The following is a 25,074-nucleotide window of genomic DNA, read 5'->3' as shown; positions in this document are numbered from 1 at the left end:
TCGCCTCTGGAAGAAGAAAAAATTTCGAGCTTATCGCTTTGGTGGGGGAGAAACCAGTACTACGTTGTCTCCTCTGACGATGATGGTGCCGAGTTTCTTCGTTGACTCGGCGTTAGTGACGTCTTCCGCATCTTCGAGGACTAGGTTCATGTGTTGATCAAAGCTGTAGAGCTTTCCTCTTACACTGCGTCCGCCTTTGAGTTGGACCAGGACGACTTTGTTCAGGCTCTCTTCGAAGATCTTCGCAGCAACTTCAGACATTCATCGCTCAACCGGAGAGTTGCGGGTTGTCGGGCGAAGGTACTCTTTTAAAGATTGTCTCCCTCGATCACTCCGAAAAGTCTTGACAGTCAGAACAATACTCAAAGATCGTGACTCCAAGCCTCTGATCGAAGAACTCAGACGGCTCCCGAACCAACAGCATCTCACTCACAAAGCCAGAGTCGAGATAGAGACTGTCAAAGACTCAGAGATCATATTTGTTGACGGCATAGCCATCGCGTTTCGGAGGAAGAGCGACCTGGCGCCAGTGTTAACGAATACTTCAGCTCTTGAGAGGATGCCACGGGTTGTCGTTGACATGGGCGCGGTCCCACATGTAGTTGGAGGCGCGGACATCATGGCCCCGGGGATTCGAAAGCTGAGTGGGGAGTTCGAGGTGGGGCAATTCTTGGTAGTCGTGGACGAGAAGTACGGCAAGTTCCTTGCCGTTGGGAAGGCAATCATTGGATCGGGTCCAATGGCCGCTACAAAGAAGGGGAAGGTCGTTGAGAATGTCCACTACGTTGGGGACTTGATCTGGGACGTGATAAAGCCCAAGGGTTCGACTTCTTCAAGCTCCAATTGACGATTTGTATCGAAAATAGTCAGGGAAATGTTTAAAGTCGAACCGGTCGGACGCCCGATGTTAGCTCCCGGAGCACAGTCTGATCTTTCCACATGCAGCATTCTTCGATATATGTGAAGGCTCTTCCTCTACAGGAACTGGACGATGTGGAGACGATAAAGGGGGAGGTCAGAACCGGCAACATTCTGATCGTGAGAATTACTCCCTTGGCGCGGAAGAGCGTTGAGGAGACAAAACTCGCAATCACGGAGTTGACCGACTACACAAAATCTTTGGGAGGAGATATTGCTCGGCTGGGAGAGGAGCGTATTGTCATAACGCCAGCAGGCGTAAAGGTATGGAGGAAAGAAGCTGCCTCCCCAGAAGGAGCCATCCCTGCGGTTCCACTTCAGAGTGAAGCAGTTCCAGGTACGAGATGAGACCTGGCGAGCTATCGTAGCCTGATGGATTCCAGAACGTCAGGAACGACCGTCTTGATTCCGAATATGCGGTTGACGTTTTGAGCGAAAAGATCCGACTTCCTTCTTTCTCCGTGGTTGACTATGATCTTGGTTGGCTTCGGAGACATCCGCTTGATGAATCCTAAGAGCTGATTTCTGTCTGAATGGCCCGAAAACCCTTCAATGGATTCTACTCTCATATTCACCTTCACCATTTCCATCTTGCCGTCATGAGCGTAAAGAGAGACCTCTTTCAAACCATTCTTGATTCTGTTTCCTAACGTACCATCAACTTGGTAGCTCACATACGCAAGAGTATTTCTTGCGTCAGGCGCAAGGTGTCGGAAGTAGTCAATCGCGGGTCCGCCTTCGAGCATTCCTGAGGTGGCAATTATGACGCATGGGCCTCCCGCGATAATTTCCTCTCTGTCACTTGGGTGAGTAACCGGATGGAAGTATTCGGATTGGAATGGGTTGATGTCTTTGTGAAGGATCTGTTCTTTGATGTCTCGAACCAGATATTCCGGAAAGGCTGTATGAATCGCGGTCGCCTCGTTGACCATTCCCTCGATGTAGATAGGGAGTTCCCGGAGAGCGCCGTTTTTCATGTATGCATCTAGGACGAGCATTATTTCTTGAGCTCGTCCGACAGCGGGAACAGGTATCAGCACCTTTCCACCCTTCTCGACTGTGTCATTGACTATGCTGACGAGCTTGCCTTCGACTCCTTCTCGGTCTGGCATGATATCGTCGGGTCCGCCGTATGTGCTCTCAATGATGAGTGTCTCGGCTCTAGGGAAGAGGGCTGTTGCCGGATCGAGCATCATTGTTCGTCCGAACTTGAAGTCGGCGCTGTACACTATGTTGTGTAAGCCTTCACCGATATGAAGGTGTACCATCGAGCTGCCGAGGATATGGCCAGCGTTGTGAAAGGTGAGCTTGATGTCCGGAGCGACGTCAGTAACTACATTGTAGCGTAGAGGTATGGTGTGCGTTACGACTTCTCTGACGTCTTTTTGGTCGTAGGGCGAGTGTTCTCCTTCCCTGCTGTGAACATCAAGATAGTCGAGCTGGTGAAGCGTCATCAGAGTTTGGGTGGGTTCTGAGCAATAGACTGGTCCATCGTAGCCATACTTGTAAAGGAACGGAAGTATGCCGCAGTGATCGAGGTGGGCATGGGATATGACAACAGCATCCAGTTTTTCCAGGTCGAACTCGTCAGTATCAAATCGCGGATATGCTGATGAAGGATCTTGCGCTCCGGGGTTTATTCCGCTGTCGAGTAGTACACTGCTCGATCCGGCTTGAATGAGCATTGCAGCTCGACCGACTTCGTGGAAGGCTCCAAGCGTAACGAGTCGAACGTAGCCGGCCTTGCTAAAGGTGGGGCGAAAGATTCTTTCGCCTACGTCACGCAGAATCCTGCTGCGTTCTTCGCTCTCGGTATGAAGGATATGACGAGTGCTAGAAATGATCTTTGAGTGCAAGGGGGGAGCCCTGAGTATTCGCGGCCGCCACCTTGTTTCCTTCACAACCTGTTGCAAGACCGTCGCTTCCTTCCCTATTGCCACGCCTGGTTTCGCTGCTTCGACTACCACTTCGCCGAGGCTCGGGTCGAAATTGATCGAAGTCACTTCAGCCTCAGCAGGAATGATCTTGCGAATGTAGGCTTCGGCCTCGCGTTCCGGAAGACGTATGGACTGGTCGGACCGAATAACTATCCTCTTGTGAAGTAGATTAACGATCTCAGTGACCACGTAGCTTTGCTCGGCCAATAGGCCGACATTCTTCACATAGATGGCGAGTCTTGGTCCTTCGAATTCTATTCGTGTAATTTCAGCATCCTTCGGCATGTGTTCTACGATTGTCTCTCGTATCTTCGCGTGAACATCGTTGTAGGTTCTAGTCAATTCTCTTTACGACTGTGATTTCGGTTGAGGGTTGAAAGAAGGGGTCAGGCGTGGAGGATGTGCTTCTTTTCGTCCTCTGACAGTTCTCGGTATCCTTCCTTCGTGATTAGGGCAACGTCGAAGCTATCCCCGCTCGCTGAGTCTCGTTTCATCGCGGAATCGATAGCCCTGACGACTATAGGGACGGATTCCTTCACGTTCATCGTGTCTTTCCATTCGGACTCAAGGACCCCGTATGCAACCGGCGATCCTGATCCCGTTGAGACGTATTTCTCCTCCATCATGCTTCCGAGAGGATCTAGTGCGAAGATGTGGCCACCGCTGTCGTCCACCCCGCCGATAAGGGCTTGGACGCCGAGTGGATAATATCGCGCACCGAAGAGGATGTTTGACACTAGTCTAGCGGCGGAGTTGACTGGAATTGGCCTCGCTAAGTCAAGTCTGTACAGCGAGGAGTTGGCCCTAAGCATTTCCACCAATGCTTGTGCATCTCCTACGGTCCCCGCAATTGTCATTGCTAGGTGATGATCGATTCTGTAGACTTTCTTAGCATGTTTGTGGGCGACGAAAGAGCCCATCGTGGCTCTCGTGTCTGTCGTAAGTACAACTCCATCCTTGCAAACAACTCCGATCGTAGTTGTCAATTCGAAACGCCTATTTTTGGTAACCTTGGGTTTTCCAACACGTTGCGCGTCCAGATGCTACTATCTTGCGGCTGCTTTCCGAGGACCGGAAAGATTTGAGGGGAATCGGCTTCCGATAGCTTAAAAACGTTTTCAGCGAAGCTTCAGGGACCTTACTACGGAGGGAGGATCGTCAGGTCCTTTCACCGTCGCGGAAACATTCTCAGACGATTCTCTCAATGGCTTGGACCCTCTATGATAGGAAGTATTCGGTCTTGGCCAAGTGTTATCCTTGTCTGTCGGTTTGGATACTTGCGAAGGCCGAGAGTCACTTTCGTGAACCCAAGAAGTCTCAGTTCTTTCTCGACCTGGTTCATCAAGCCATCTTGATGAAATAATCGTAACTCTTCCGGAGCTACTTCAATGGCCGCCACTTCTCCATGATGTCTTACCCTGATGTCTCGGGCACCGCTCAGTTGTCTGACCATTGACTCCGCTTCTCCAACTTGAGATAGTTTCTGAACGGTGATCCCCTCCCCATGAGGTATCCTGGATGATAGACAAGGCATGGCTGGCTTGTCCCACACCTCAAGCCCGAAAAATCGGGCAGCTTCCCGCACATCTCTCTTGGAGAAGCCAGCCTCGGCGAGTGGGCTCCTCACACCGGCTTCCCTAGCTGCGAGAAGTCCTGGCCTTGTTTCACCAAAATCATCAAGCTGAGTTCCATCAAGAATTGCCTCGAATCTCGCTTTATTAGCTTCGCTCCTGAGTTCGCGGTAAAGGGTGTCCTTGCAGTAATAGCATCGGTCGGAGGGATTCGACTTGTATTTTTCGTTGTGCACTTCATCAGTTGTCACAGTGACGTGTTTGATGCCGATATGTTTCGCAGTTCTTTCTGCGATGTCTATTTCTCCACGGGCCAGAGATTCGGAGATAGCAGTTACTGCGACAGTCCGATTTCCCAGAGCCTTGTGCGCCAGCACTGCTACTAATGAACTGTCGACTCCAGCGGATAATGCAACGATGGCTCCGTTAAGCTGGCTGATAATATGAACCGCCTTCTCTATCTTCGTTTGCAGATCTAGATTCGTCGACTCGGTAAGCAACAATATTCAAAACATGGAAGTCACCTGCAATTTAAACAGTTTACGCGCAGAAGTGAGGAATGATCAATCGTGTCCCTGAAGAAGTTTGAGCAAAGTCGAAAACTCTTCGAGAAGAAGGATAGGCTGCTTGCCGTCGTGAGCCTATCCCGGTTTGCGAAGCTTGACATTGGTCGAGAAAAACGCAAAGGTCTCCCTGAGGTTATTCTGGCAGAGGGCAAGCTTCCCGGTGACGTGGTGAGGATTAGCCAGGCGATGGTAAGACGGACTGGTCGAGCCATCATAAGCCGTTCTGATAGTCTCCAGGTTCGCGCCCTCAGGTCCAGTATCAATGGAGGGTCGAAGATTGAGTTCTTTTCACGCTCTCGAATGATCATTGTAAAGTCGAAGAATTACCGCTCAAGGCGTAGCGGAGGCAGAGTGGGGATATTGACGGCAGGCACTTCCGACATACCAGTCGCTGAAGAGGTCGAAATTATCGCCAGAGAGATGGGGTGTGAGACTAGATCGTTCTTTGATGTAGGGGTAGCCGGTATTCATCGGCTCTTCCAGCCTGTTCAGGATCTCCTGAAGTGGGATTGTGACGTCATAGTGGTGGTTGCCGGTAGAGAAGGGGCCCTCCCTACCGTGGTAGCTGGAATTGTTGATGTTCCAGTCATAGGTGTTCCGACATCAAAGAGTTACGGGTTTGGAGAGAAGGGACTAGCTGCGCTCTCTGCCATGTTGCAATCTTGCTCCTTAGGAATGGCTGTGGTCAATATCGACGGAGGGGTTGGTGCGGGAGCTATCGCGGCTCTGATCGCAAACCGCGTAGGTTCATACAGATCATGGAGAGAATTAGCCACCAGATAATTGGAGGAGCGAAAGGTTTGGGCGTTGATCTAGGCGACATAGTCACTCGGGCAAAAGCATCTCTCGACGAGTTTTCAGGAAAGACCTTTGCCGTCGATGCATACAATGCGCTCTATCAGTTTCTCGCGATAATTCGCGGGCCTACTGGCGAGCCTCTAATGGATCGCCAAAGTCGAGTTACGAGTCACCTCAGTGGGCTTCTCTATAGAACGACCAACTTAGCAGAACGAGGAATCAGACTCGTCTATGTCTTCGACGGTAAGCCTCCGAGCCTCAAAGACGCTGAGATCAAGAGGAGGCACGTTGTCAAGGTCGAAGCCAAGACCAGATACGAATCTGCGCTATCAACTGGGAAGTTTGAGGAGGCAAAGCGGTACGCCCAGGCGACCTCTAGCCTCAAAGACCTGATGATCGATGACGCTCACAAGCTTCTCCAGTTTCTAGGCATTCCGATCGTGCAAGCTCCGTCTGAGGGTGAAGCTCAGGCTGCTCACATGGCTACGCGCGGAGATGTTTGGGCCGCGGTGAGTCAAGATTACGATTCTCTTCTCTTCGGAGCTCAGCGACTCGTTCGGAATCTCGCGATTAGTGGAAAGAGAAAGCTGCCCATGAGGGAGGCCTACGTTCAAGTTGAACCGGAAGTTGTTGAGCTCGGATCGACTTTGCAAGCTTTGCAACTCTCACGAGAACAACTTGTAGACTTGGGAATTCTCATTGGGACAGATTTCAACCCTGACGGCTTCAGGGGAATCGGGCCAAAAACAGCTCTGAAATTGATCAAGGGGTATGGAATGATCGAGAAGGTCGCAGAGGCAAACAAAGAGGTTGTCGCCCCGCGAGAGTTGGACAGGATCCGCGAGATCTTCCTAAAGCCCGCGGTTACTTCGGAGTATGCTCTGAAATGGCGCGAGCCTGATGTCGAAGGCCTTGTGCGATTCCTTTGTGGAGAAAGAGACTTCAACGAAGAAAGAGTCAGAACTGCGGTGGAGAGAGCTAAGGTGGCGATGGCTAATCAAACTGGAAGACAGACACTTGAGTCATTCTTCGGTAGCTAGTCACTAAACCCGTACTTGCCGACGAGCGGGACGAACGCGACTCCTCCCAAGGACTCACGGACGAGGCTGTTGTTCTCTTTCTTCCTGACTCTGACTAGTTCCTGTGGAAACATCCTTCCACCGATCGGTATGACTAGTATTCCCTCTGCAATCAATTGCTCCAGCAGCGGAGGTGGGACTCTTGGGGCCGCGGCGGTTACGAGGATTCTATGGTATGGCGCTCCGTCAGGATAGCCCATGGATCCATCGGCCTGGACGAGCGTGATCTTCGCGGCATATCCGGCCCGCTCCAAGTTCGCACGCGCAACGGCAACCAGTTTGTCAAGATATTCGATTGCGAACACATGTCCCTCCCTTCCAACGATCTCCGCGATTGTGGCTGCATGGTATCCGCTTCCCGCTCCTACCTCTAGAACCCTCATCCCGGGTCGAACCTCCAGGGCCTCGTCCATTATGGCAGCCATGTAACGCCCGGCAGGTTAGCCGAGTGGCGCACTTATCGTCTGACCATAATCCGTAGGCAGCGGAGTGTCGACGTACGCATACTGACGAAGATGGGGAGTCACGAAGAGTTCCCGCGGAACTTTCCTCATGGCCTCAATGACTTGAGGCGTCTTCAAGAGTCCCTCGGCGATGAGAGCTTGGACCAATCGCTCTCTCTCAATTTCAAAATCCATCTATGCTTCTCATCACTCCAGACTAACATTTGTCGACGAGCATATTAGATTCATTCATTCACATAAGAAAGGGTTACTGTGCACTTTACATTTCACGCACGCGGTCATCCGGCCGTTTCTTCAACTCATCCAACAACTCTGGAGTTGACAACAGAGTCTCGATTAACGAGACGTGGAGATTGCGTTGTTGCTGTCGGATCTTCGGCAAGTCTTGGAGATCTGCCTGAGGCTATGAAGGACGCTCTAGTAAACCAAGACTGCAGGGTCCGCTTAACCCTGACTATGGATTCACACTCATTCATTGTCAATGGACGCGGAGCACCTGGTTTGACGTTTTCCCATCCATCCGATATCGTGGTCAGAAGGAGTAGTTACGTGTCAGATAGGACCCTAATGATATGTGCGAATCAGTCTGCGGCTGATATACCAAGATCGATGTTGCGGTTGCTTCAAAACCCCAACCAGAGGATTCTTGTTGACCTGATGACAGAGCCCTAGGCCAGCTCAAGCCTTGCGTCTACAGCCACCTGCCACTTCACAGGGGCAACACCTCGGACTTTGCGAGTCTCAACGATCCTCTCGATCTTCCAACCGAAGTCGCGGATGCCGTCAACGAATTCTTTGCTAGCTTTTGATTCACTATTGGGACCATCTGCGAAGGTATAGTAGTGCACGATTCCTCCCTCACGTCTCAGCGCTTGGCACGCCTCTTCTAGAAACTCTCTCGCATGCGACGGGTGATTCATTATTACTCGAGTAGCGGCGCCGGAGAGATTATTCTTCACGATGACTCGAGCGTCGCCGGCCCACACCGTTATCCTACCCTGGACCTTGTTTAGCCTCACGTTTTCATTTGCGAGCTTCACGGCATCAGGATTCGCGTCGATCGCATGGACTCGAATATCCTTCAAACGTTTTGCAATTAGGATCGAGAACGGCCCCACTCCCGCGAACATGTCTACGACGCACTCGCCTGGTCGGACTTGTTCAGCCACTCTGCTATGCTCGGTGGAGAGACGCGGGGAGAAGAACGCCTTCGATATGTCGATCTTGAAGCGGCAACCTAGCTCCTTGTGTATCGTCTCGGTCCGATTAGTTCCAAGGATATGATGGAGGGGCCTCAGTCGTTGGATGTCGCTGATGGGGCCATCCTTTGAGTAGACCGCTTTGATGTTCTTGTGCACTTTCATCAATGCATCAGCGATTATTCTCTCGAAGGGCTTGGACTTAGCAGAGAGTTCAATGATCGCTATGTCGCCGATTATATCGAATGATTTCGATACCACGGAGGCGATGTTCGACGGAAGAGTCTGAGACAGCGCTTCGTCCAGCGAAATCGCACCCTGGGTTCTTGATGGAAATCTCTCGTGTGACAGGGCTAGTTCGCCCAACTCTCTCTGAAGTCTTCTCTGATCTTCCGCGAGTGGCTTTCGAGAGAGCGGGATGTGAAGAATATTGTCGACGGTCTGAGGCGCGAGTCTTCTGTTGAGTAGGCTCAGCGTTGTCAGCAGTTGTATTGCAGTTTGACCTTTTTTCTTGGGAATCTGGAGAGAAAAGCTCTCTTGCTCAATGGCCGACTCAGTTTCACTTCGGCTCAACGAAGATACTCGGCGCTTATCCTCTGCTGGTTCGTGCCCTAAGACGCTTCAGAAAATCAAGATCCGCTAGCGCAACCTCAGCTGACAATCTTACGTCCTCATCCCGGTCTTGAAGTCTGTCGATCAGGCCGGAGCGAGCTGTTTCATCTCCGATTGACCCGAGCGCGACCGCTGATTCATGTCTTACCAGGACGCTCTCATCGTCTGCCATGGCTTCGAGGAGAGCCGGGACTGAAGACTTGAACTCTAGCTGACCAAGGGAAAATGCGGCCTCATGCCTCACTAGGGGGCTTGGATCCGCTTTCAATGTCTCGCATAGCATGGGAACAGCCCTTTCGTCCTTCATATCTGCTAGCATGCAGACGGTGTGTATCCGGAGGAGAAGGCTTGGGCTTCTGTATAGGACGGTCTTGAAGTAATCGATGTCTCCTTTCGAAAACGCCCATTCCATCTTCTCGAGGGTCTCAAAATCCTTCGAGTAATCTGGAGGCGCTCTTGGCGTTTTGTTCTGGGTGATTGACTTCAATGCAATCTCACTATGTCGTGTTGCGAACGTCTAGAATGGGTCGATGTTTCATGAAGCCGATAAGACAAGACTGAGATCACTTGCACTGGAAGAGGGTCGGGAATGGGATTATTTTAGCTCGTTGTCTTGGTCTTGTTGTTGCCTTCGCCGCTTATTGCACGCTCATAACATTCTGGGCAGTACGGGCCTTCGTACGGTCCGTGTTTGGAGCATGAAGGTCGTCGTGGACCCTTCTCTTCCAGTATACCGGGTTTCAATTGTAGTACCTCTTCGATTGCTGCCGGTGAAAGATGCCCAGCACCACTTTCCGGACTCTCTCCGGCTATTCCTTGGCCCCGTGCTCTCGCAAGAATTGAGCAATTGATTCCCGCTTGCTTTCGACAGCAACCGATAGCGGCGACTTTCCCTGAAAGTTCTTTGCACCGACATCAGGGATTGCGTTCTCGACCAGCCAGACAACCAAGTCATAGTGGCCTCTCGAGACCGCGTTATGAAGTGCCAATGACGATCCACTTCTGGCACCATTCTTGAAGAGGTACTGGACAAGTTCGAGGTCGCCGCTCCAGGCGGCATGAGGTAAGAGAGGAATGCTGTGTGCTCCGGTCGAGTTGACGTTGTCAGAATTCTCTCTAATTCTCTTTTCCACCTCATCTCTTCGTCCGAGCATCGCGGCAGTGCAGATTTCAAGGGGTACTCCGTTTTCCAACAAATAGTTCGCGACCGGCACGCTGCCAACTTGCGCTGCCCCTTGAATCGCGGTCTCATGATCACTCTCGCTCCAAGGGTACGCTACGTTAAGTAGCCCTGGATTTTCCTCAAGCATTCTCTTTACCTTCTCAAGGTTTCCATGGCCAGCGATCACGAATTCCCTGACTACGTCAGTTGAGAGATGGGCGTTCGTCGTTTGCACACTAACGAACGTGCCTCCGCAGGCTATAATTGTTCGGAGGCGGCCCACTGGAATGAATGCGCGTTCTCATCGTAGGCAAAGTCGGGCGAGGATTTGAATCGTGCCATGGCGGGCCCGGAGGGATTTGAACCCTCGACCATTCCCCGAACGAGTCGTAGGGACTCGTCCTTCAGGTTAAGAGCTTCAGCCCCAGAGTCTGCTGCTCTACCTGGCTGAGCTGCCCGACTAGACCAGCGTACCTGTCCGGTTTACGGGCCCACGAACCCGCCGAAGGCTCGGTCCCGGCCGAATTTCTAATAAGGGTTACCGTTTCTGAGAGAAAATCAAGCAAAGAAATTGGGCTGATGCTGAACACGCTCAGTTTGCGTTGAACGGCCTGGCATGCGGGTAGGATCATCTTTAGCGCGTCTCTCAAACGAGCGATATCTCACTTTCTATCTGCCAACCACGCCTAAGCACAGTTCGTGTCCCTATCCTCGTTCCGTTTTGGTAACACAATGCTTCCCCGACACCATCGGTAGCCGCTCCGTGGATGATGCTGCATATAGCTGAGAAGCGATTCCATTGAGATTCCACGCAACGCTGCTACTCTTGCTCACACTTGCAGTGCTATCTCTGCTCGCTCAAGTCCAAGCTCCACCACCCGGAAATCCGAATTATTCTCTAGGCATCAATCCATCAAACCCAATCGGGTTAGGAGGTACTGTTACGTTGACGGTAAGCGAGGCGGGAGGCACCCGCAATTCCGCATACACTTTGGCTTTTCGCGTTCAGAAGCCGAACGGGACTGGGGTAGCCGTCAACACTCAGGTTCTATCGACAGACAATGCTGGCGGGGGAAGTGTTTCTATTCAATATCCAGCGAGTTCTTGGACGGCTCTGAACGGGACAGTCAAGACGGATGTGGGCGGGGTCTACAATGTTCTTGTGAACCAGACAGGTCCGACAAATACTGGACCGGTTGCAAATGGACAGTTTACGGTCACGTCGCAGATGAGCATAGTCATTTCCCAGCCAATTTCAGGCGCCATTGTTCAGAGAGGACAGATAGTTACGATTAGTGCGACCGTTTCCAACTCGCTCGGGGCTATTAGCGGTGCGACGGTGATGGTGGACACTCCTTCGAACGGTCAGCTTGTTGTGCCTCAGATTAGTTCCACTAGCGGAGTTTACTCGACAAGCTACCAGGTCTTGATGAACGATCCTCTTGGCCTGTGGACGATCATTGTTACGGCGAAGGATGCGACCGGAAACTCTGGAATCAGCCTTCCTGTGATTGTTACCTTGGCGAAAAGCAGCTTGTTTGTGGACGCAATGCTCACCTACAATTCGAAGGGCGTACCGTCGACGAGTTTTTCCGCCGGAGATGCGCTCTACCCTTACTTCCGAATCAGGTACTCCGGATCTAATGGAGCGTTTGTGACCAACGGTCAGTACGTGGTATCGGTCAAGAATCCCTCCGGAGTGACCGCAACCAATCTTACGACGGTCTACGATGCCAATCGTCTAGGCTTCTATGCTCCAACTGGTTATTCGATATCCGGTTTTGATCCTGGTGGGACGTGGACTGTTGTGATTAACGCGAATAGTCTTGATGATGGTTTCGGGAATACAGGGCCTAGCTACGCGACCTCCGTCAGGGTGGATATTGTTACCGTGACGTCTCCGCTAAACTATGTTCCTTGGGTGGCTGGGGGGCTTGTCGCGTTGCTCGCAGGGATTGTTGTGCTGAAGAGGTATGACACGTCGCTCGAGGGGTTTGAGCATCTTGAGGAGATGACTGGAGGCCCAATTCCTCGCGGATCGAGCCTTTTGCTCCTCGGTGACCCAGGCAGCGGAAAGACCGTCCTGTCTTACGAGATGCTTCATGACGAGCTTGAGGCGGGAAGATTATGCGCGTTGCTGTCGTATGATGCGTTTCCTGAGGACGTTCAGGGTCGAATGGGAGAGTTTGGATGGGATATTATTTCCCACTTGCGCAAAGGCCGGTTGAAGATCATCGATTGCTATTCAGGTCTCGCGGGACAAGGTGAGGGTGCTCTTCGTGATCCGTCGGACCTAACTGAGCTCAATATTCAGGTGACCTCTTTCATAACGAAGGGTAAGAATGCGCCCGTGACTCTGATACTAGATTCGCTCACTCCCATCTTTAACGGGGTTGAGGCTAAGCATGCGATCAACTTCCTACAGACCGTGGGGGCGAAGGTGAAGAAGACAGGTGGCTTGTTCATACTGACCGCATCGAAAGGTGCGATACCTGAAGACGCGATTGCCAAGATCAAGAGCATTGTGGACGGGGTTATCGAGCTTACTCTGGTGAGGACTGGGAGGAAGGGTACGAGGTTCCTCACCGTGCTGAAGATGGAGAGGAGACGAATCGCATCCGAAACAGTCTCGTTCGAGATCGAGAGAGGACGAGGACTGGTCTTCCGAGTCTCGCGGTTCAGAATCTTCGGAAGAAAGCTGCAACACCTGAAACTACCCAGTTCTCCACTCACAAGACCGGGTCCCCGCGTAAAGACTAGCGATAAGCCCGCAGGGAAGCAGGCAGATGAAAGCAACGATGAGGGAAAGAGCTCTGACGTCTTGCCGAAGAGGACCGGTACGAGACAGCGCTGAGCTCTAGAAACTGCCTTTTTAGCATTAAGGGCTTGCTCTCTTCGCCATGGGCGTTTCGTTCATCGGGCTAGGTCTGAATGATGAGAGAGGCTTGACCATAGAAGGATTGGAAGAAGCCCGGGATGCTGGCAGTATCTTTGCCGAGTTCTACACTAACACCATGCCTGCATTGGACCTGAGCAAGCTTGAGGTTCTTCTGAGAAAGAAGATTCTAGTGTTGAATCGGGTTCAAATTGAAGATGAAAACGGTAGACAGATTGTTGAAGCGGCGCGGAAGGGAAACGTAGCTTTTCTTGTCCCGGGTGATCCGATGGTTGCTACAACCCACGTTTCCATCAGGCTCGAGCTGGCGAAGAGGGGAATATCCTCAAGAATCATACACGGGCCATCGATAACCTCCGCGGTTTGTGGGGCTACAGGCCTTCAAGGGTACAAATTCGGCCGGACCGTTACAATGCCTCAAGCATCTGGCGTGCCGAGCTCCATAATCGAAGCGATCAGGGATAACAGGAAAAGAGGACTTCACTCACTTGTCCTCCTCGATGTTAGACCAGAACAATCCAACCAGCTTAAAGTGGGGGAGGCAGCCTCAAAGCTGGTTGCTGCCGACACCTTCTTTGAAAATTGGCTGGGTGTGGGGGTTGCAAGGATAGGATCGAAAGACCAGTTCGCGCTTGCTAGGAGGCTTGGAAAGCTGGGAGGTGAAGACTTTGGGAGAATCCCGCATTCCCTCGTCATTCCCGGAAAGCTCCATTTTATGGAGATAGAATTCCTGAAGGTCTTCTGTGGGGCGAATGATGCGGATCTGGAGATTGTGAAATGAGGGAGCGGGCGGGTGAGAGGGCAGCTAGGTATCTGGAGGCCACATCGAAATCTCTCAAAGCGTTGAAGGTTAAGAGACGTCGAACTCCTATCGAATTGTCTCAGACGAATTACGTCTTGGGACTTGTTCTCGATTATGCTCGAGACGCCGATCACTATCTGGGTAAACGGAAACCGGTGACTGCTCTCGCCTGCATCGCCTATGCTGAAGGACTTCTCGACGCCCTGAAATTTCTCCAGCTGGCCGAGTTTTAGCAAGATCGAATCTATCTCGGTAACACTGCCCTGATATCGTCCGGCGGGGCAATTATCGTTGAGACTCATGGAGAACTGTGCAGGCTGTGGCAAGCCCATTCACAGGGACGAGCTTGTCTCAGCAGCGTTCAGCCAGGAAGGCCAACGACGGTTCTTCCACAAGACATGTGAAGACAGAGCTGAGCACTTGACACGGTGGAAGGAGGAGGCTGCTTGGGCCTTCCGGGCCACTCGACTGACAACTTCTGAGTGGAACGCGTGCAGTCCAAGGAAGCATATTGGGGTTTGGCAGTCGATATTCATTGCTAGAAAGGACGAAGATGTCTGGTGTCCGGATTGTGGGCTCAAGATAGCTAGGCACGAGACTATCGCCTGTCCTAGCTGCGGTGGTCGAGTAATCATTACGAACTCTGAGACTACGAAGATGGTCTTCACTCATCATGAAGCACTCTACAAGCTCCAGGTGCATTGCGCGGAGAGGGGAGATGACTCGTTCGTCTACGCCATCATAAGTGGGTACACTCCTGTCACGATCACCTCGAAGCGAGGGGAAGCCGAGGAACCTTCATCGAAGCAGGCGTTGATGCTGAAGTACGAGCCCAAAGGAGACCCTAAACGCGGGCTGACCCTCTAGCCCCAGCAAGCGTTCATATTCCCTCAATCAACACCTATTTTCCGTTCTGGTCTTGCCAAGAAAGACCGTGCTAGCTACAGGTGTCTTCGATCTGCTACATATAGGGCATCTCAGATTTCTTGAGGAGTCTAGGAAAAAAGGAGGTCCCGGCTCCAAGCTTGTAGTCGTAGTCGCCCGCGACAAGACTGTGCTTCAAAGGAAGGGAAAGGGTCCGGTTGTCCCTGAGGATCAGAGGCGGGAGCTTGTTGCGGCTCTCCGAGTGGTTGATCGAGCAATTCTCGGAAGAGAAGAAATTGATCTCCTAGGCGTCCTCAAAGAGGTCAAACCTGACATCGTTTGTGTCGGGTATGATCAAAATGCGATAAGAATTGCCGTGACACGGATTGTCAGGAGAGAAAAGTTGCCGCTCCGGGTTGTCCGAATAGGAAGGTTTGGTCCTGTCGGCTTCAATAGTAGCTCGAAGCTCAAGAGTAGAGTCGCAAGAGCGCTGTCAGCATCTTAGGGACTGATCGGTACTCGGACATGCACCTTGTCTCCATCGACGAGTTTGAACTCCTTCCTCAATGAGACTGGCGAGATTAGTTCGACGACGTCTTCGCCGTAGTGGGCTCGAATGGGGAGGACGATAGCGCTCTTTATCTTGTCATTAACGATCGCTCTGAAGCATTTTGCTGGACCGTAGGTTCGCTTTTCGTTGGCGAATCCCTCAATGTAAACGAACGGGTAAGTGTCTAGGACCTTGCGGTCGTTGAGGTCCTCCTTGCTGACCCTCAGGTTGAGAGTGCCAGGAAAAGGGTCGAATCCGAGTTTGGATATGAACTGTCTCCGGTACCCATCAAGGCTCATGTAGTATGATCCCTCGGAGAGACCGGTGAATACAATTCCAGTAATGACTAGGTCTTTCTTGGGTGCGTCAAAGACTCGTTTCAGGTTGAGGTACATGTCCGACAACTGACGATATCCTTCTCCCGTTATCCTTAGCTTCTGATCGCGTCCATCTCGGGTCCTTTCGATCAAGCCGAGTTTCTCCATCTCGATGAGATGGCGGGAGGCTGTTTGCTGTGAGCTTCCGATTCCTTTCGCAACATCTGATGTGCTGCAGACTACTTCTTTGCCGACAGCTCCCATCTCGGACAATCTGTAGAGGGCTAGAAGGTGGGAGGGTTTCATTTTTCAGGGTCGTCCTTTCAACTAACGGCGCGTGTCGGATTAGTGCTCTGCAATCTTCTTTCCGAGGCGATCTAGCGCCTGTTCGAGCGAGAATCGTCTAACCTCAGTGACCACGTCTCCTCTCGTGGTCTCAATGATCCGTCTAGCTGCATCCATTTTCACTCTGAACGTTGGCACGATCGAAGTGTGTTCTAGAGTCTGGAGGTCATCGTATACTCCCTCCATCGCATCCAGAAGCTTTTCCGCTTTTCCAACATCGCCCCTTCGGAGAGAGTTCAGTGCCATTCTTCGAAATTCTCCGACTGCGTCCAGCAGACCGAGCACATAGCTTCGATGGTCGGCACCGGATTCGGCGATCGACACTATTCCTTCGCCCCGAGCGACCTTTCGCAAAGTGATCGCTTCTACGTATTCCTGGAAAGCGACTATGACTCCGTTGGAGCTCCGAAGCTCGGGAGCATCAACGGACAGGTTCTCAATCTCCTGCAGAGTTTTCTCGGCCTGTTGTAGGGTCGCGTCGGCAGTTTTCACTTCTCCCCTGTGAATATTGAGTATTGAAGATGATGCCATTCGCGTGGCTGCTCTTGAGAGGTCGAGGATTTTCTCTCTTGCGCGGTCGAATCGGGAGAGGTCCTTTTGGAGCGTGTTCAGGTCTTTCTTTGTTAGCATTCTCGTCAGCTTGTGCTCCGCTGGACTTTCGTGGTATTATAACAGCGTTCTCGCTAATCGGATTTTGACTTGGCCAAAGTGTGGGATTCTTCTCTTATCCCACCTTGAGTGATGACGAGTAGATCCACGCCATCTCCGCTTGAGATGTCTCGAGCTAGAGCGGATCTTATGGCTCGTAGGATAAGCGGGCGGGCTTCTTCTACTGACAGGTCGTCTCTGTATTCGGATTCTAGGACTCCCATCGCGACTTCGGCGCCTGTGCCTACTGCCGCGAATTTGTCTTCGAGTACAGAGCCGATTGGGTCCATGACGTAGAGGCTGGGTGAGCCGTTGTCCACGCCTGCGATTATGGTCTGGGCGAGATAGGGGAACATGCGTCTGGCGGATAGGAGGTTGGCCATCAGTTTGGCGGCGTTCTTTACTGTTCCCGCTCGTCCTCGCTCGTACTCGAAGATGTTCATGTATGCGAGGGCTTCGCGGGATAGGACTTGCATGTCTCCTATTATTCCAGCGCAGCCGATTCCGATGTTCTCTGTTATTTTGAAGACTTTCTTGGCCTGTTTGCTCATGACGAACGTTCCGTAGGCGTATCTTCTCTCGGAGCCTAGTATGGCTCCTTCTTTGCATACGAGTCCGACTGTTGTCGCTCCAGGCATGTAGATATCGCTCATAATCGCGTCAGTCGTTCGACCCGATGCTGTTTTGCTATAAAGCTAGCGCTTGACAATAACCATGCCGAATGCCGCAGTATTTGTTAGTGGGTTTCTATTGGGACGTGGTCGCGGATTGTCTGTTGGCGGTGCCCGAGCCAGGTTGGAACGTAGGGCTTCTTCCAGTCGATTGGACCGGAGGCGAGTCTCTGTTGCATTCTGGCGAGGTCGAGGTCCCATGCGTGGTCAAAGAACTCGTATGCTTCGTCCCATTCTTCTCCCCATTGCCAGCCGGAATGTACTACGCGCACCTTGGTTAGTGCTAGAACTCTTTCAAAATAGATGTCGACGTGTGTCTTTTGTCTTCGGACGTTGGGAAATTGTGGTGGTGCCTTCCACTCGACGGATAGTAACTTGGTCCGGTCGAGTCCTAGTACCTTGCAGCCTTCTGTTCCTCTGAAGCCTAGTGGTGCTTCGGGGTCGAAGAATATCTCGTAGGGTCCATTGTCTTCGAGTTTGATGTTTGCTTTCGGAGCGAGAAAGCTAGTGATTCCATCGTTTGTCGTCCACAGTGTCCAGACGTCTGTGATCGGGTTCGACGTGATCGCTTCTTTTCGAAGTATCTTCTGATCCACGGGTGCTCACTTGTTCTTTCGAAAGCATGGGTCTCGCGCTATAGGGACGATTTAGCCTTGTTGTCGAGATGAGCGAAAAACCCATCTTCCAACCGATTCGCTTGTCTACTCATGCGGGAACATCCTTTGAAGGCGATACTTTCAAGGGTCATGCGGGGTGGAAGTGATCCTTCAGGGTTCGAGCTAGCGTATGTTCACCGTGGAGCGGTGGATGATCAGATGGTCATCAAGGTCTCGGAGATTGCCAGGCTGGGAAAGGGTTCGTTCCTGTTGCAAGATGGGGAGACTCAGATCCCGTTTCACAGGGTCTTGTATGTGCTGGACGCGAAGAAGACGTTGTTGTGGAGGAAGAGACAACCAGAGGCCGGTTGAGCGCGTGTCGCTCAAGTAAGCCTAGTCTTGGGGTCCTGTCCGGACGGTCCATTCATGCGCCGTGAGGCTCGGTCGCCCCTCCTGGGGGGGTCATGATTTGGTTAGCAGAAAAAAATAGTTAGCAGAAGAGAAAAGTTACGAGAAAAAATAGTTGCGAAAAAGTAACCTCGTCTATTGCGCGTCGGTTCAATTCGGCTATTGTCCCAGGCTGCCCCATCATTTCCAAGAAGCCTAATTGTATCATAGGACTCGGAACGTATCCATTGTCGTTATTCTTGCAGGGCTGATTCTAGGAGGAACGATCTACTGGGAGACGACAGGTAGTCCGTCACCCTTGTGCGGGGGATGCTATCACTATAATGCACCCGGGTGCGTTGTTACTCCTTGCCCAGGGCTAGAAGCATTGAATGTTGAGACCTCACAGGTCAACTCGCCCACGAATCTGACCTTGAACATCCGGAACTCTGGGGCAGCAAGTGTAGGGTTCGACTCGTACAGTGTACGAGATACAGGTGTTAATCAATACGCAAAGACGAACTGGGCGGGACCAACTATCAATACGAACCAAGTCGTGCAAATCAACATCATAATAGATGGAAATGCGTTCACGTTCCAATCCGGGAATACTTACACGATAGCTCTAACGACCACACGGAACAACATATTTACGTTCACAATAACTGGTTGAGGAGCATTTTTCCAGGCCCATGTTCACCCGGTTGTGAAGGGTTACTTGGCCACGTTTCCCTGACCAGACCATCTCACAACCTGAGATGAAAGCTATTTACGGAATGAAGAAAATTGATGATGAGGCGGTTAAGAACCCTTAACGAGAAGATTTGAGGGATAAACTATCAGAAAAATAGTTGTGTTATCATTTGTGACTCTTGATGGGGTCATGCAGGCCCCAGGCGGACCCGACGAGGATACGAGCGGCAATTTCAGACATGGAGGATGGTCTGCCGGCTACTGGGATGGAGTCATGGAAAAGGTAATGACCCAGCAGATGGGAAACCCATACGATCTCCTGCTGGGCCGAAAGACCTACAAGATATTCGCGGCCTACTGGCCAAAGGCAAAAAACGATCTGTTCGCGGACAAGCTAAACAAAGCCAGAAAATACGTCGTCTCCACAACGCTCAAGAAACTTGAATGGAACAACTCCACCCTCGTCAAGGGTAAGATCCCCGAAGAGATCAAGAAACTCAAGAAACAGGATGGCCCTGAACTGCAAGTTCACGGTAGTTCTGATCTCATCCATACCCTACTCAAGCACGACCTCGTCGACGAGTTCCGTCTGAAAATATTCCCCGTCACCATAGGACATGGAAAGCGACTCTTTGGCAATAGCGCGATACCGGCCTCCTTCAAGCTTCTTGAGAGCAAGACCTCGACAACAGGGATTATCGTAGCCACATACCGACGAGACGGAGAGATCAAAACAGGATCTTTCGACCTAGATAATCAGACAAGAGAACTTAAGCCCTCGAAAACATGAGCACTCGCACTTCCCGGATCTTAGCAGGTAATTCACGAATCTAGGTTTCCACGAGACGTTCCGGGTCAGCTTGAAACAGTCACTCGGATTAGGTATCCACTGTTACAGAGCTCTCATGATCTAGGATCATTCCATCGACGCGCCATGATCCTTCTGAGTGATTTGGCCTTTGTACTGGGTGATGTCTGCCTTATCGTTGGAGGCTATACTCTCTACTTGAAACGCAGGATCGCGAAACGGAAGAAGAGGCATAGAGAGTTCCTGGCGAGAGGAGAAGCCTGACCGGAGCTGGGAATCAGAACTATCGTCTGCGAGTCTCAGTCCCAGCCATTGATTCTGCAGACTTTCATTCTCCGTCTAACCTTTTTTAGTAGAATAAGAAGAACAAGCATTTCCAAGCTTGCCTCGGAAGGAAACTCTCGATCTTTCCACGATAGCGGATCGCGTCTATCCACAGACATGGTCTCTATTTCAGGCACTTCGAACACGCATGCGCCAACTGAAAGGGGTGTCGATGAAAGTTCTATACGAGAAACAAAGCAACGAATCCGTTCCAGCATTCTTCTACGAGGGCCGTCAGCTATTCCATCTCCACCTAAGAGGAGGAGAGATGAACGCAACATTCCATACAGACTTCAAGTCGAGGGTCCGTCTCACGGAGAACCAGTCGATCGATTGGCGCTTGCGAGACGAAATCAGAAAACGAACCTGGGCGGGCTTCGCCTTTCAATCCTCAAAGGATCTGGGCCCTTTCATGGAACTCGTCAAGGCAAAATACCAGATCATCGCTGAAGAGGCCGGTGGCAAACCGCGAGAAGAACGACCGATCGCCTTCTAGCCTCCGCGGAAAACAACCCATGTTGGGCTCGTGTTATCTCAAGTGAATGAAGTAGCGATAGCGTGTTAGGCTCTTGCCCAAGCTAGAACTGAGCTCAACCTTCCTCAATCTCAAGAACCAACTAGGGTCAATTCCTCAATCGAGTAACAGCGACCATGTACAGGCGGTCGTTGCAATTCTTCTCTGGGAGGAGCCTGAAAGAGGGCTACAGACACTATTAGTACAGAGGGCGGAACGGGAAGGCGACCCATGGTCGGGACAGATTGGACTTCCGGGCGGTCGAGTCAAACAAAGCATCGAAACGCCTCGTGCGGCCATTCTTCGAGAGGTCGAAGAAGAGGTCGGGATCAACCCAGAAGAACTCGGCGAAGAGCTCGGCAGACTCTCCGTGGGTCATCCGATGCGACGTATGGAACTGAGTGTTCAACCTTGGGTCTACGGTATGAGAGTCAAACCTAGGGTTAATCTCGGCCAGGAAATCGCCGGCTCCTTTTGGGCGAACCTAAGAGAGCTACCTTCCAAGAAGAAAATGAGCGAAATAACCATCAGAAACGGACCTTGGAATGTAGAAGCCTTTGTCGTCGAAGGAAAGATCGTCTGGGGTTTTACCTACCGAGTCTTGACCGAGCTTCTTCCAATTCTAGGAATCTCACTCTAGGCTCGAATTTCGGGAATGACTGAGCTTATGCCCTGCATCTTGCACGCCTCGCAAATCTCGAAAGGCGTAGGCTCTCCACAAGACTTGCAAGGTTGTAGCTGTGAAGGCGCAAGGTTTGGTTCAGCGAGGGTTCGAAGCCGGAGCATTGCCCGATAAGCGGCGAAAGTTACCCCAGGATGAGCGAGTTCCAGTTTGTTAAGAACACTCCGAAGTTCATTCCTCAAAGCCTCGGTCATGTAGGGACAGGAAGCGGTTTGAAACTGAAGGTCCTCAGCATATCCATACATCACAACCTCCCTCTCCGGAATATCACACAACGGTTTAACGCGGGTTAGGAAGAATCCGCGCGGATCCTTGAGAACAGGACTGAACCTAACGAAACGCTCAGCATCGCCCTGGAACAAGTTCAACAAGTAAGTCTGCACAATATCATCAAGATTGTGGCCGGTCGCAATTTTGTTCGCTCCTATTTTCTTTGCGGCTAGATTAATGGCCTTTCTCCGAAAAACGCCGCAATAGGAACAAGCGGTCATCCTCTCCTCCTTCTTCTTTAGAAAGTCGTCCAAGCCGTATCCGAACAGCTCTTCAAACGAAACGATCTCATGTTCGACCCCCAGATCCTTGCAGTACTTGGTCGCAAGGTCAACAGCCTCTTCCCTGTAACCCGCTATGCCCTCATCCACAGTAAGCGCAGTGATACGGGTTCGTGGGAAACGCTTCGCGAGCTTGTGAAGTATCATGAGGAGGGTTAAGCTGTCCTTTCCCCCGGATACTGCCACCGCAACATGATCATCGGGACTGAACATGCCCCAGTGACTGATACTTCGACGAACCTTTCTTTCCAGTGACTCTCTAAAGCAGCTCTTACATAGAATCGTCCCTTCGTACTCCCTTCGAAAATATGCTGGGTTGCGCCTACATGATGTGCAGGTTCTTAGATCCATCGGTCTATCTCGGAAATATCGTACCGAACAGGATGTAGGAGAGAATTATGTTGGAGCTCAACAGAGCGAGGGAGATAACGCTAGCGACTGTGCGCACGTTCTTGGTGTTCTTCAAACCTAGAACCCCCAAGAGAGTGTCCAGGTAACGGTCACCGTCAAACGGAAAGAGAGGCAGCATGTTGACGAGGGCAACTCCGAGCAGGATCAGTTGCAACCAGCCGAACGCCGTAAGAAGCTGATAAGATGATTGGATGGGTAGAAACTGGTACCTTAGTGGGATAAAGTTCGCAGTCATGATCCCAAGTATCGCTCTACTGGAGTTTGTGTCCGATTTTCCCGTCGTCACACTAAATGTTCGATCGGGGTTGTTTAGATGAACGGTAACATTCGCACCTGGCGTAAGCCTAGCGAGGAACATACCCAAGTGTTGAACATCAGGCGTTGCACTATTGTTTACCTGAGTGATAACTGACCACTGGGGCACCCCTTGTGTCTGTGCTGGGCTTCCACTTGTAAAGCCGGAAACGAGGACACCTGTTGGTGCGGGTTGATACAGAGCGACCAATAGCAGCAATACAAGTGCCCAAGTGGCAACGTTCGTGAATGATCCGGCCGCAAAGACCCTCAGCTTCGTTCTGGCTTTTCGTTTGGCGAGATTCTCTTCGTCGATTTCGACGAACCCGCCTGGCAGGAAGATGGCCATGAAGACGCCTGAGGATTTTATGGGAACTTTGTCAAGCACACTGGCTATTCCGTGCGCCATTTCGTGCGGAATCAGAAGCACTGCTATCGCGAGCAGGATGTATGGAAAAATATCCCAGCCGATGGTTAGGCCAGGGAGTGGAATTATTAGAAGAGTAGGTCCAGCGCTCGAGCTGTGTCTGAACAATCCTACAGCATTGTTGACGAAACTGTAGACGACGAATACGAGGAGACCGACGCCCATGGCTGCGCCAATGTCGAAGAATGCCAGCCACCCCCTCCGAAATCGGCTCCCTATCCTCTCGAGCCAGCTGTTGAAAGCTACCGTTTTCAACATGAGATAGTAGGGCTTGGCTATGATCCCGTGTTTGTCGGCTTTCAAGAGCACTGCCAGAGCGTAAATGACGACCCAAACGGCGAGGTAGAACAGCAACGGAATGTACGGGTCAAGTAGACTCAAGAAGCTCTCGTCTCAGTGTCCGGGAATTAGGCTCGACTCAAACGGGTTTCATATTACCTTTTCAGCTTCTATCTCTAAGCGTTCTTCGCAAAGCGGGATCCGAGTCCACGCGCGTCTGAAGGACCTCATCGAAGGATTCTCCATCCCGGACGGGAATCCTAAGGTACATTCCTGTTCGTCCGATCGTATCCCTACGCATCAAAACTCTTACTCGCTCCATGACGATTGCAACACTGACTCCCAATAGTCTCGCGACCTCGTTTTCTCTACCAACAATCGGAGACTCGAAATGTCCTTCGGTTGTCGGTTCGATAAGGATCAGCTTCTTGGTGCAACCTGGGCTCCTAATGCTGTTCTTCAGCTCGGGGAATGTGACCTTTCCTCCGAACGCGTAGAACTCCAGCTCTAGTGAACGAAACGGTGTCAACGGAACAGTGACCGAGGTCGTCTGTTCAACGTCTAATTGGATATGCGCCTTAGGGGAGTGAGATGGGGTTGCCTGTGCGATCTCCCTCGAGAATATCGTAAAGCCAGCGTTTTCTAGGGTGGCCTCTACGAGTTGTGTGTTGACACTGGATGGAATCAATACGTCCACATCGCTCTTATCATCCACGTCTCCCCTGGCGACGCTTCCGTGAGTCAGAGCAGTTTGGCTCCATCCGGTGAGAGCGTTGATGACCTTGACGGCGCGGTCTCTGAGGGACTCTAGCATAGTCCATTGAGACGCTGGATAGGTGACTAGGATCCTCTCGGATGTTCTGCTCGGTTTTGCACTTGAGCCTCGTCTTTTCACAATGTTCCCTTGAACAGATCTTCTCCAGCGGGTCCGGTCAGATCAGAACTCTTTGCCCGGTCTTGGAATCGGACTCTCTTCAATCCCCGAACAATGGCTGCCGGAATAGCCTCTCTTCCCTGACCCATGACAAGTTCAGCTGCGCCGGCCACTTCGTCTGCAAGGGCTACATTCTTGAATTTTAGCTGATACCCGAACAGATCTCTCTGACCTCTATAGTCTGCGTGAGGCTTGAGGCCCGCAATTCCAATCGTTTCCTCGACCTGTCCCAGTCTGAATGGTCGACTGTGGGTATCGGTTATTATTACGCCAACATCTTTGCCTGTAAGTCGTCTTATTCTGTTTCTGATTTTTCTCGCAGAAGCGTCCGGGTTTGTTGGGAGTAGAGCGTAGTTCTGGTCGCCTTTCACGTTCGATTTGTCAACACCAGCGTTCAGGCAGGTCCAACCGTGTTTTGTTGTCACTATCAGAGCCATTTTGTCAGCTCTAACAACTCGCTTGGAGTCATTGAGAACTATCTGGACAAACTCGGGTTTTCGTCCTGTTTTCCGAGCAATGGCCGAGGCTGTCTTCGACGGGCGGACATCTCCAAGGTTGACAAGTCTGCCCTCGGCCTTGGAAACGGCCTTCTGACCTATGACAAGTACGTCTTTTTCCCGTATTCCCCATCCGAGCTTGCGGATGGTTTCAACTATCATCTGTGGCAAGTCGTCTCCCGGTTTGATTAGAGGAAGGCCGCTTACAGGAAGTATCTGAACGGCTCCAGGCATGGCGAGCCGGATTGTGAAAGGTGCTTTTCAAACTAGGTTTTAGG

The 25,074-nt window shown here is 51.5% G+C and carries 30 protein-coding genes and 1 pseudogene; 14 read left to right on the top strand and 17 right to left on the bottom strand.

Annotated elements, in window-relative coordinates:
* Positions 1-30 precede the first annotated feature (30 nt).
* Positions 31-261, bottom strand: coding sequence for an LSm family protein (locus tag VGS11_01855; GenBank protein HEV2118842.1), 231 nt, complete (start codon positions 259-261; stop codon positions 31-33).
* Positions 262-343: 82 nt separating this feature from the next.
* Between VGS11_01855 and VGS11_01850 the strand changes: the two genes are divergently transcribed.
* The gene (locus tag VGS11_01850) at positions 344-847 is read left to right on the top strand and encodes a PUA domain-containing protein (GenBank protein HEV2118841.1); all 504 of its coding nucleotides are present in this window, start codon (positions 344-346) and stop codon (positions 845-847) included.
* Positions 848-939: 92 nt separating this feature from the next.
* Positions 940-1,266, top strand: coding sequence for a cell division protein SepF (gene sepF, locus VGS11_01845; protein ID HEV2118840.1), 327 nt, complete (start codon positions 940-942; stop codon positions 1,264-1,266).
* Positions 1,267-1,277: 11 nt separating this feature from the next.
* Here the strand turns inward: sepF and VGS11_01840 are convergent, their stop codons facing one another.
* The 3 genes from VGS11_01840 to larE form a co-directional block, all read right to left on the bottom strand.
* A complete protein-coding gene (locus VGS11_01840; GenBank protein ID HEV2118839.1) occupies positions 1,278-3,197 on the bottom strand; it encodes a beta-CASP ribonuclease aCPSF1 in 1,920 nt (639 codons plus the stop codon).
* 44 nt (positions 3,198-3,241) lie between these two features.
* Positions 3,242-3,841, bottom strand: coding sequence for an archaeal proteasome endopeptidase complex subunit beta (gene psmB, locus VGS11_01835; GenBank protein HEV2118838.1), 600 nt, complete (start codon positions 3,839-3,841; stop codon positions 3,242-3,244).
* A gap of 215 nt (positions 3,842-4,056) precedes the next feature.
* On the bottom strand, positions 4,057-4,926 hold the full coding sequence (gene larE / locus VGS11_01830) for an ATP-dependent sacrificial sulfur transferase LarE (GenBank protein HEV2118837.1): 870 nt from the start codon (positions 4,924-4,926) through the stop codon (positions 4,057-4,059).
* Between the two features lie 69 nt (positions 4,927-4,995).
* On the opposite strand from larE, the gene larB reads away from it, so the two are divergent.
* Positions 4,996-5,775, top strand: coding sequence for a nickel pincer cofactor biosynthesis protein LarB (larB, locus tag VGS11_01825; GenBank protein ID HEV2118836.1), 780 nt, complete (start codon positions 4,996-4,998; stop codon positions 5,773-5,775).
* 17 nt (positions 5,776-5,792) lie between these two features.
* Positions 5,793-6,830 carry a flap endonuclease-1 gene (gene fen / locus VGS11_01820; protein HEV2118835.1) on the top strand — a complete coding sequence of 346 codons (1,038 nt, stop codon included), beginning with the start codon at positions 5,793-5,795 and terminating at the stop codon, positions 6,828-6,830.
* Here the strand turns inward: fen and VGS11_01815 are convergent.
* From VGS11_01815 to VGS11_01800, 4 genes and pseudogenes are all read right to left on the bottom strand, one after another.
* A pseudogene (locus VGS11_01815) lies at positions 6,827-7,507 on the bottom strand (protein-L-isoaspartate(D-aspartate) O-methyltransferase). The gene fen and the pseudogene VGS11_01815 sit on opposite strands and share 4 nt — an antisense overlap.
* A 494-nt stretch (positions 7,508-8,001) precedes the next feature.
* Complete coding sequence (locus tag VGS11_01810) at positions 8,002-9,105, bottom strand: class I SAM-dependent methyltransferase family protein (GenBank protein HEV2118834.1); 1,104 nt, start codon at positions 9,103-9,105, stop codon at positions 8,002-8,004.
* Between the two features lie 16 nt (positions 9,106-9,121).
* Entirely contained in the window at positions 9,122-9,631 is a 510-nt protein-coding gene (locus VGS11_01805) for a HEAT repeat domain-containing protein (GenBank protein HEV2118833.1), read from the bottom strand.
* Between the two features lie 322 nt (positions 9,632-9,953).
* Positions 9,954-10,541: an ankyrin repeat domain-containing protein gene (locus VGS11_01800; protein HEV2118832.1), complete on the bottom strand. Its 588-nt coding sequence runs from the start codon at positions 10,539-10,541 to the stop codon at positions 9,954-9,956.
* A gap of 564 nt (positions 10,542-11,105) precedes the next feature.
* Here VGS11_01800 and VGS11_01795 point away from each other — a divergent pair.
* From VGS11_01795 to VGS11_01775, 5 genes are read left to right on the top strand one after another with little or no spacing between them, the layout of a single operon-like run.
* Positions 11,106-13,160, top strand: a complete 2,055-nt coding sequence (locus tag VGS11_01795; GenBank protein HEV2118831.1) for an RAD55 family ATPase — start codon at positions 11,106-11,108, stop codon at positions 13,158-13,160.
* Positions 13,161-13,206: 46 nt separating this feature from the next.
* On the top strand, positions 13,207-13,983 hold the full coding sequence (gene dph5, locus VGS11_01790; protein HEV2118830.1) for a diphthine synthase: 777 nt from the start codon (positions 13,207-13,209) through the stop codon (positions 13,981-13,983).
* Positions 13,980-14,237: a DUF357 domain-containing protein gene (locus tag VGS11_01785; protein ID HEV2118829.1), complete on the top strand. Its 258-nt coding sequence runs from the start codon at positions 13,980-13,982 to the stop codon at positions 14,235-14,237. Before dph5 ends, VGS11_01785 begins: the two co-directional genes overlap by 4 nt.
* Before the next feature lie 58 nt (positions 14,238-14,295).
* Positions 14,296-14,871 carry a hypothetical protein gene (locus tag VGS11_01780; GenBank protein HEV2118828.1) on the top strand — a complete coding sequence of 192 codons (576 nt, stop codon included), beginning with the start codon at positions 14,296-14,298 and terminating at the stop codon, positions 14,869-14,871.
* Between the two features lie 52 nt (positions 14,872-14,923).
* Positions 14,924-15,373 (top strand): adenylyltransferase/cytidyltransferase family protein, encoded by a 450-nt coding sequence (locus VGS11_01775; protein HEV2118827.1) that lies wholly within the window; start codon positions 14,924-14,926, stop codon positions 15,371-15,373.
* Here the strand turns inward: VGS11_01775 and VGS11_01770 are convergent.
* The 4 genes from VGS11_01770 to VGS11_01755 all read right to left on the bottom strand — a co-directional run bounded on the left by VGS11_01770 (position 15,370) and on the right by VGS11_01755 (position 17,995).
* Positions 15,370-16,041 carry a DUF120 domain-containing protein gene (locus tag VGS11_01770; GenBank protein ID HEV2118826.1) on the bottom strand — a complete coding sequence of 224 codons (672 nt, stop codon included), beginning with the start codon at positions 16,039-16,041 and terminating at the stop codon, positions 15,370-15,372. The two genes, VGS11_01775 and VGS11_01770, sit on opposite strands and share 4 nt — an antisense overlap.
* A 39-nt stretch (positions 16,042-16,080) precedes the next feature.
* Complete coding sequence (locus tag VGS11_01765) at positions 16,081-16,710, bottom strand: haloacid dehalogenase (protein HEV2118825.1); 630 nt, start codon at positions 16,708-16,710, stop codon at positions 16,081-16,083.
* 53 nt (positions 16,711-16,763) lie between these two features.
* Positions 16,764-17,381, bottom strand: coding sequence for a proteasome subunit beta (locus tag VGS11_01760; protein HEV2118824.1), 618 nt, complete (start codon positions 17,379-17,381; stop codon positions 16,764-16,766).
* Between the two features lie 83 nt (positions 17,382-17,464).
* Positions 17,465-17,995: an SRPBCC domain-containing protein gene (locus VGS11_01755; protein HEV2118823.1), complete on the bottom strand. Its 531-nt coding sequence runs from the start codon at positions 17,993-17,995 to the stop codon at positions 17,465-17,467.
* Positions 17,996-18,106: 111 nt separating this feature from the next.
* Between VGS11_01755 and VGS11_01750 the strand changes: the two genes are divergently transcribed.
* The 3 genes from VGS11_01750 to VGS11_01740 all read left to right on the top strand — a co-directional run bounded on the left by VGS11_01750 (position 18,107) and on the right by VGS11_01740 (position 19,865).
* The gene (locus VGS11_01750) at positions 18,107-18,367 is read left to right on the top strand and encodes an RNA repair domain-containing protein (protein ID HEV2118822.1); all 261 of its coding nucleotides are present in this window, start codon (positions 18,107-18,109) and stop codon (positions 18,365-18,367) included.
* Positions 18,368-18,602: 235 nt separating this feature from the next.
* Positions 18,603-19,055: a hypothetical protein gene (locus VGS11_01745; protein ID HEV2118821.1), complete on the top strand. Its 453-nt coding sequence runs from the start codon at positions 18,603-18,605 to the stop codon at positions 19,053-19,055.
* 180 nt (positions 19,056-19,235) lie between these two features.
* Positions 19,236-19,865: a dihydrofolate reductase family protein gene (locus tag VGS11_01740; GenBank protein HEV2118820.1), complete on the top strand. Its 630-nt coding sequence runs from the start codon at positions 19,236-19,238 to the stop codon at positions 19,863-19,865.
* 126 nt (positions 19,866-19,991) lie between these two features.
* Here VGS11_01740 and VGS11_01735 read toward each other — a convergent pair whose 3' ends face one another.
* Positions 19,992-20,117, bottom strand: a complete 126-nt coding sequence (locus VGS11_01735; GenBank protein HEV2118819.1) for a hypothetical protein — start codon at positions 20,115-20,117, stop codon at positions 19,992-19,994.
* Between the two features lie 238 nt (positions 20,118-20,355).
* On the opposite strand from VGS11_01735, the gene VGS11_01730 reads away from it, so the two are divergent.
* The gene (locus tag VGS11_01730) at positions 20,356-20,703 is read left to right on the top strand and encodes a hypothetical protein (GenBank protein HEV2118818.1); all 348 of its coding nucleotides are present in this window, start codon (positions 20,356-20,358) and stop codon (positions 20,701-20,703) included.
* Between the two features lie 73 nt (positions 20,704-20,776).
* Positions 20,777-21,361 (top strand): NUDIX domain-containing protein, encoded by a 585-nt coding sequence (locus VGS11_01725; protein ID HEV2118817.1) that lies wholly within the window; start codon positions 20,777-20,779, stop codon positions 21,359-21,361.
* On the opposite strand, the gene VGS11_01720 is transcribed toward VGS11_01725, so the two are convergent.
* From VGS11_01720 to cofE, 4 genes are all read right to left on the bottom strand, one after another.
* A complete protein-coding gene (locus VGS11_01720; protein ID HEV2118816.1) occupies positions 21,358-22,167 on the bottom strand; it encodes a TIGR00269 family protein in 810 nt (269 codons plus the stop codon). The two genes, VGS11_01725 and VGS11_01720, sit on opposite strands and share 4 nt — an antisense overlap.
* A 142-nt stretch (positions 22,168-22,309) precedes the next feature.
* On the bottom strand, positions 22,310-23,467 hold the full coding sequence (locus VGS11_01715) for a site-2 protease family protein (protein HEV2118815.1): 1,158 nt from the start codon (positions 23,465-23,467) through the stop codon (positions 22,310-22,312).
* Between the two features lie 61 nt (positions 23,468-23,528).
* On the bottom strand, positions 23,529-24,260 hold the full coding sequence (locus VGS11_01710; protein ID HEV2118814.1) for a nucleotidyltransferase domain-containing protein: 732 nt from the start codon (positions 24,258-24,260) through the stop codon (positions 23,529-23,531).
* Positions 24,257-25,030, bottom strand: a complete 774-nt coding sequence (gene cofE / locus VGS11_01705; protein ID HEV2118813.1) for a coenzyme F420-0:L-glutamate ligase — start codon at positions 25,028-25,030, stop codon at positions 24,257-24,259. The genes VGS11_01710 and cofE overlap by 4 nt, the downstream gene beginning before the upstream one ends.
* Positions 25,031-25,074: the final 44 nt, after the last annotated feature.

It is taken from the genome of Candidatus Bathyarchaeia archaeon, assembly GCA_035935655.1.
Lineage (GTDB): Archaea > Thermoproteota > Bathyarchaeia > 40CM-2-53-6 > 40CM-2-53-6 > 40CM-2-53-6.
This window is presented reverse-complemented; position numbering and strand designations above follow the sequence as displayed.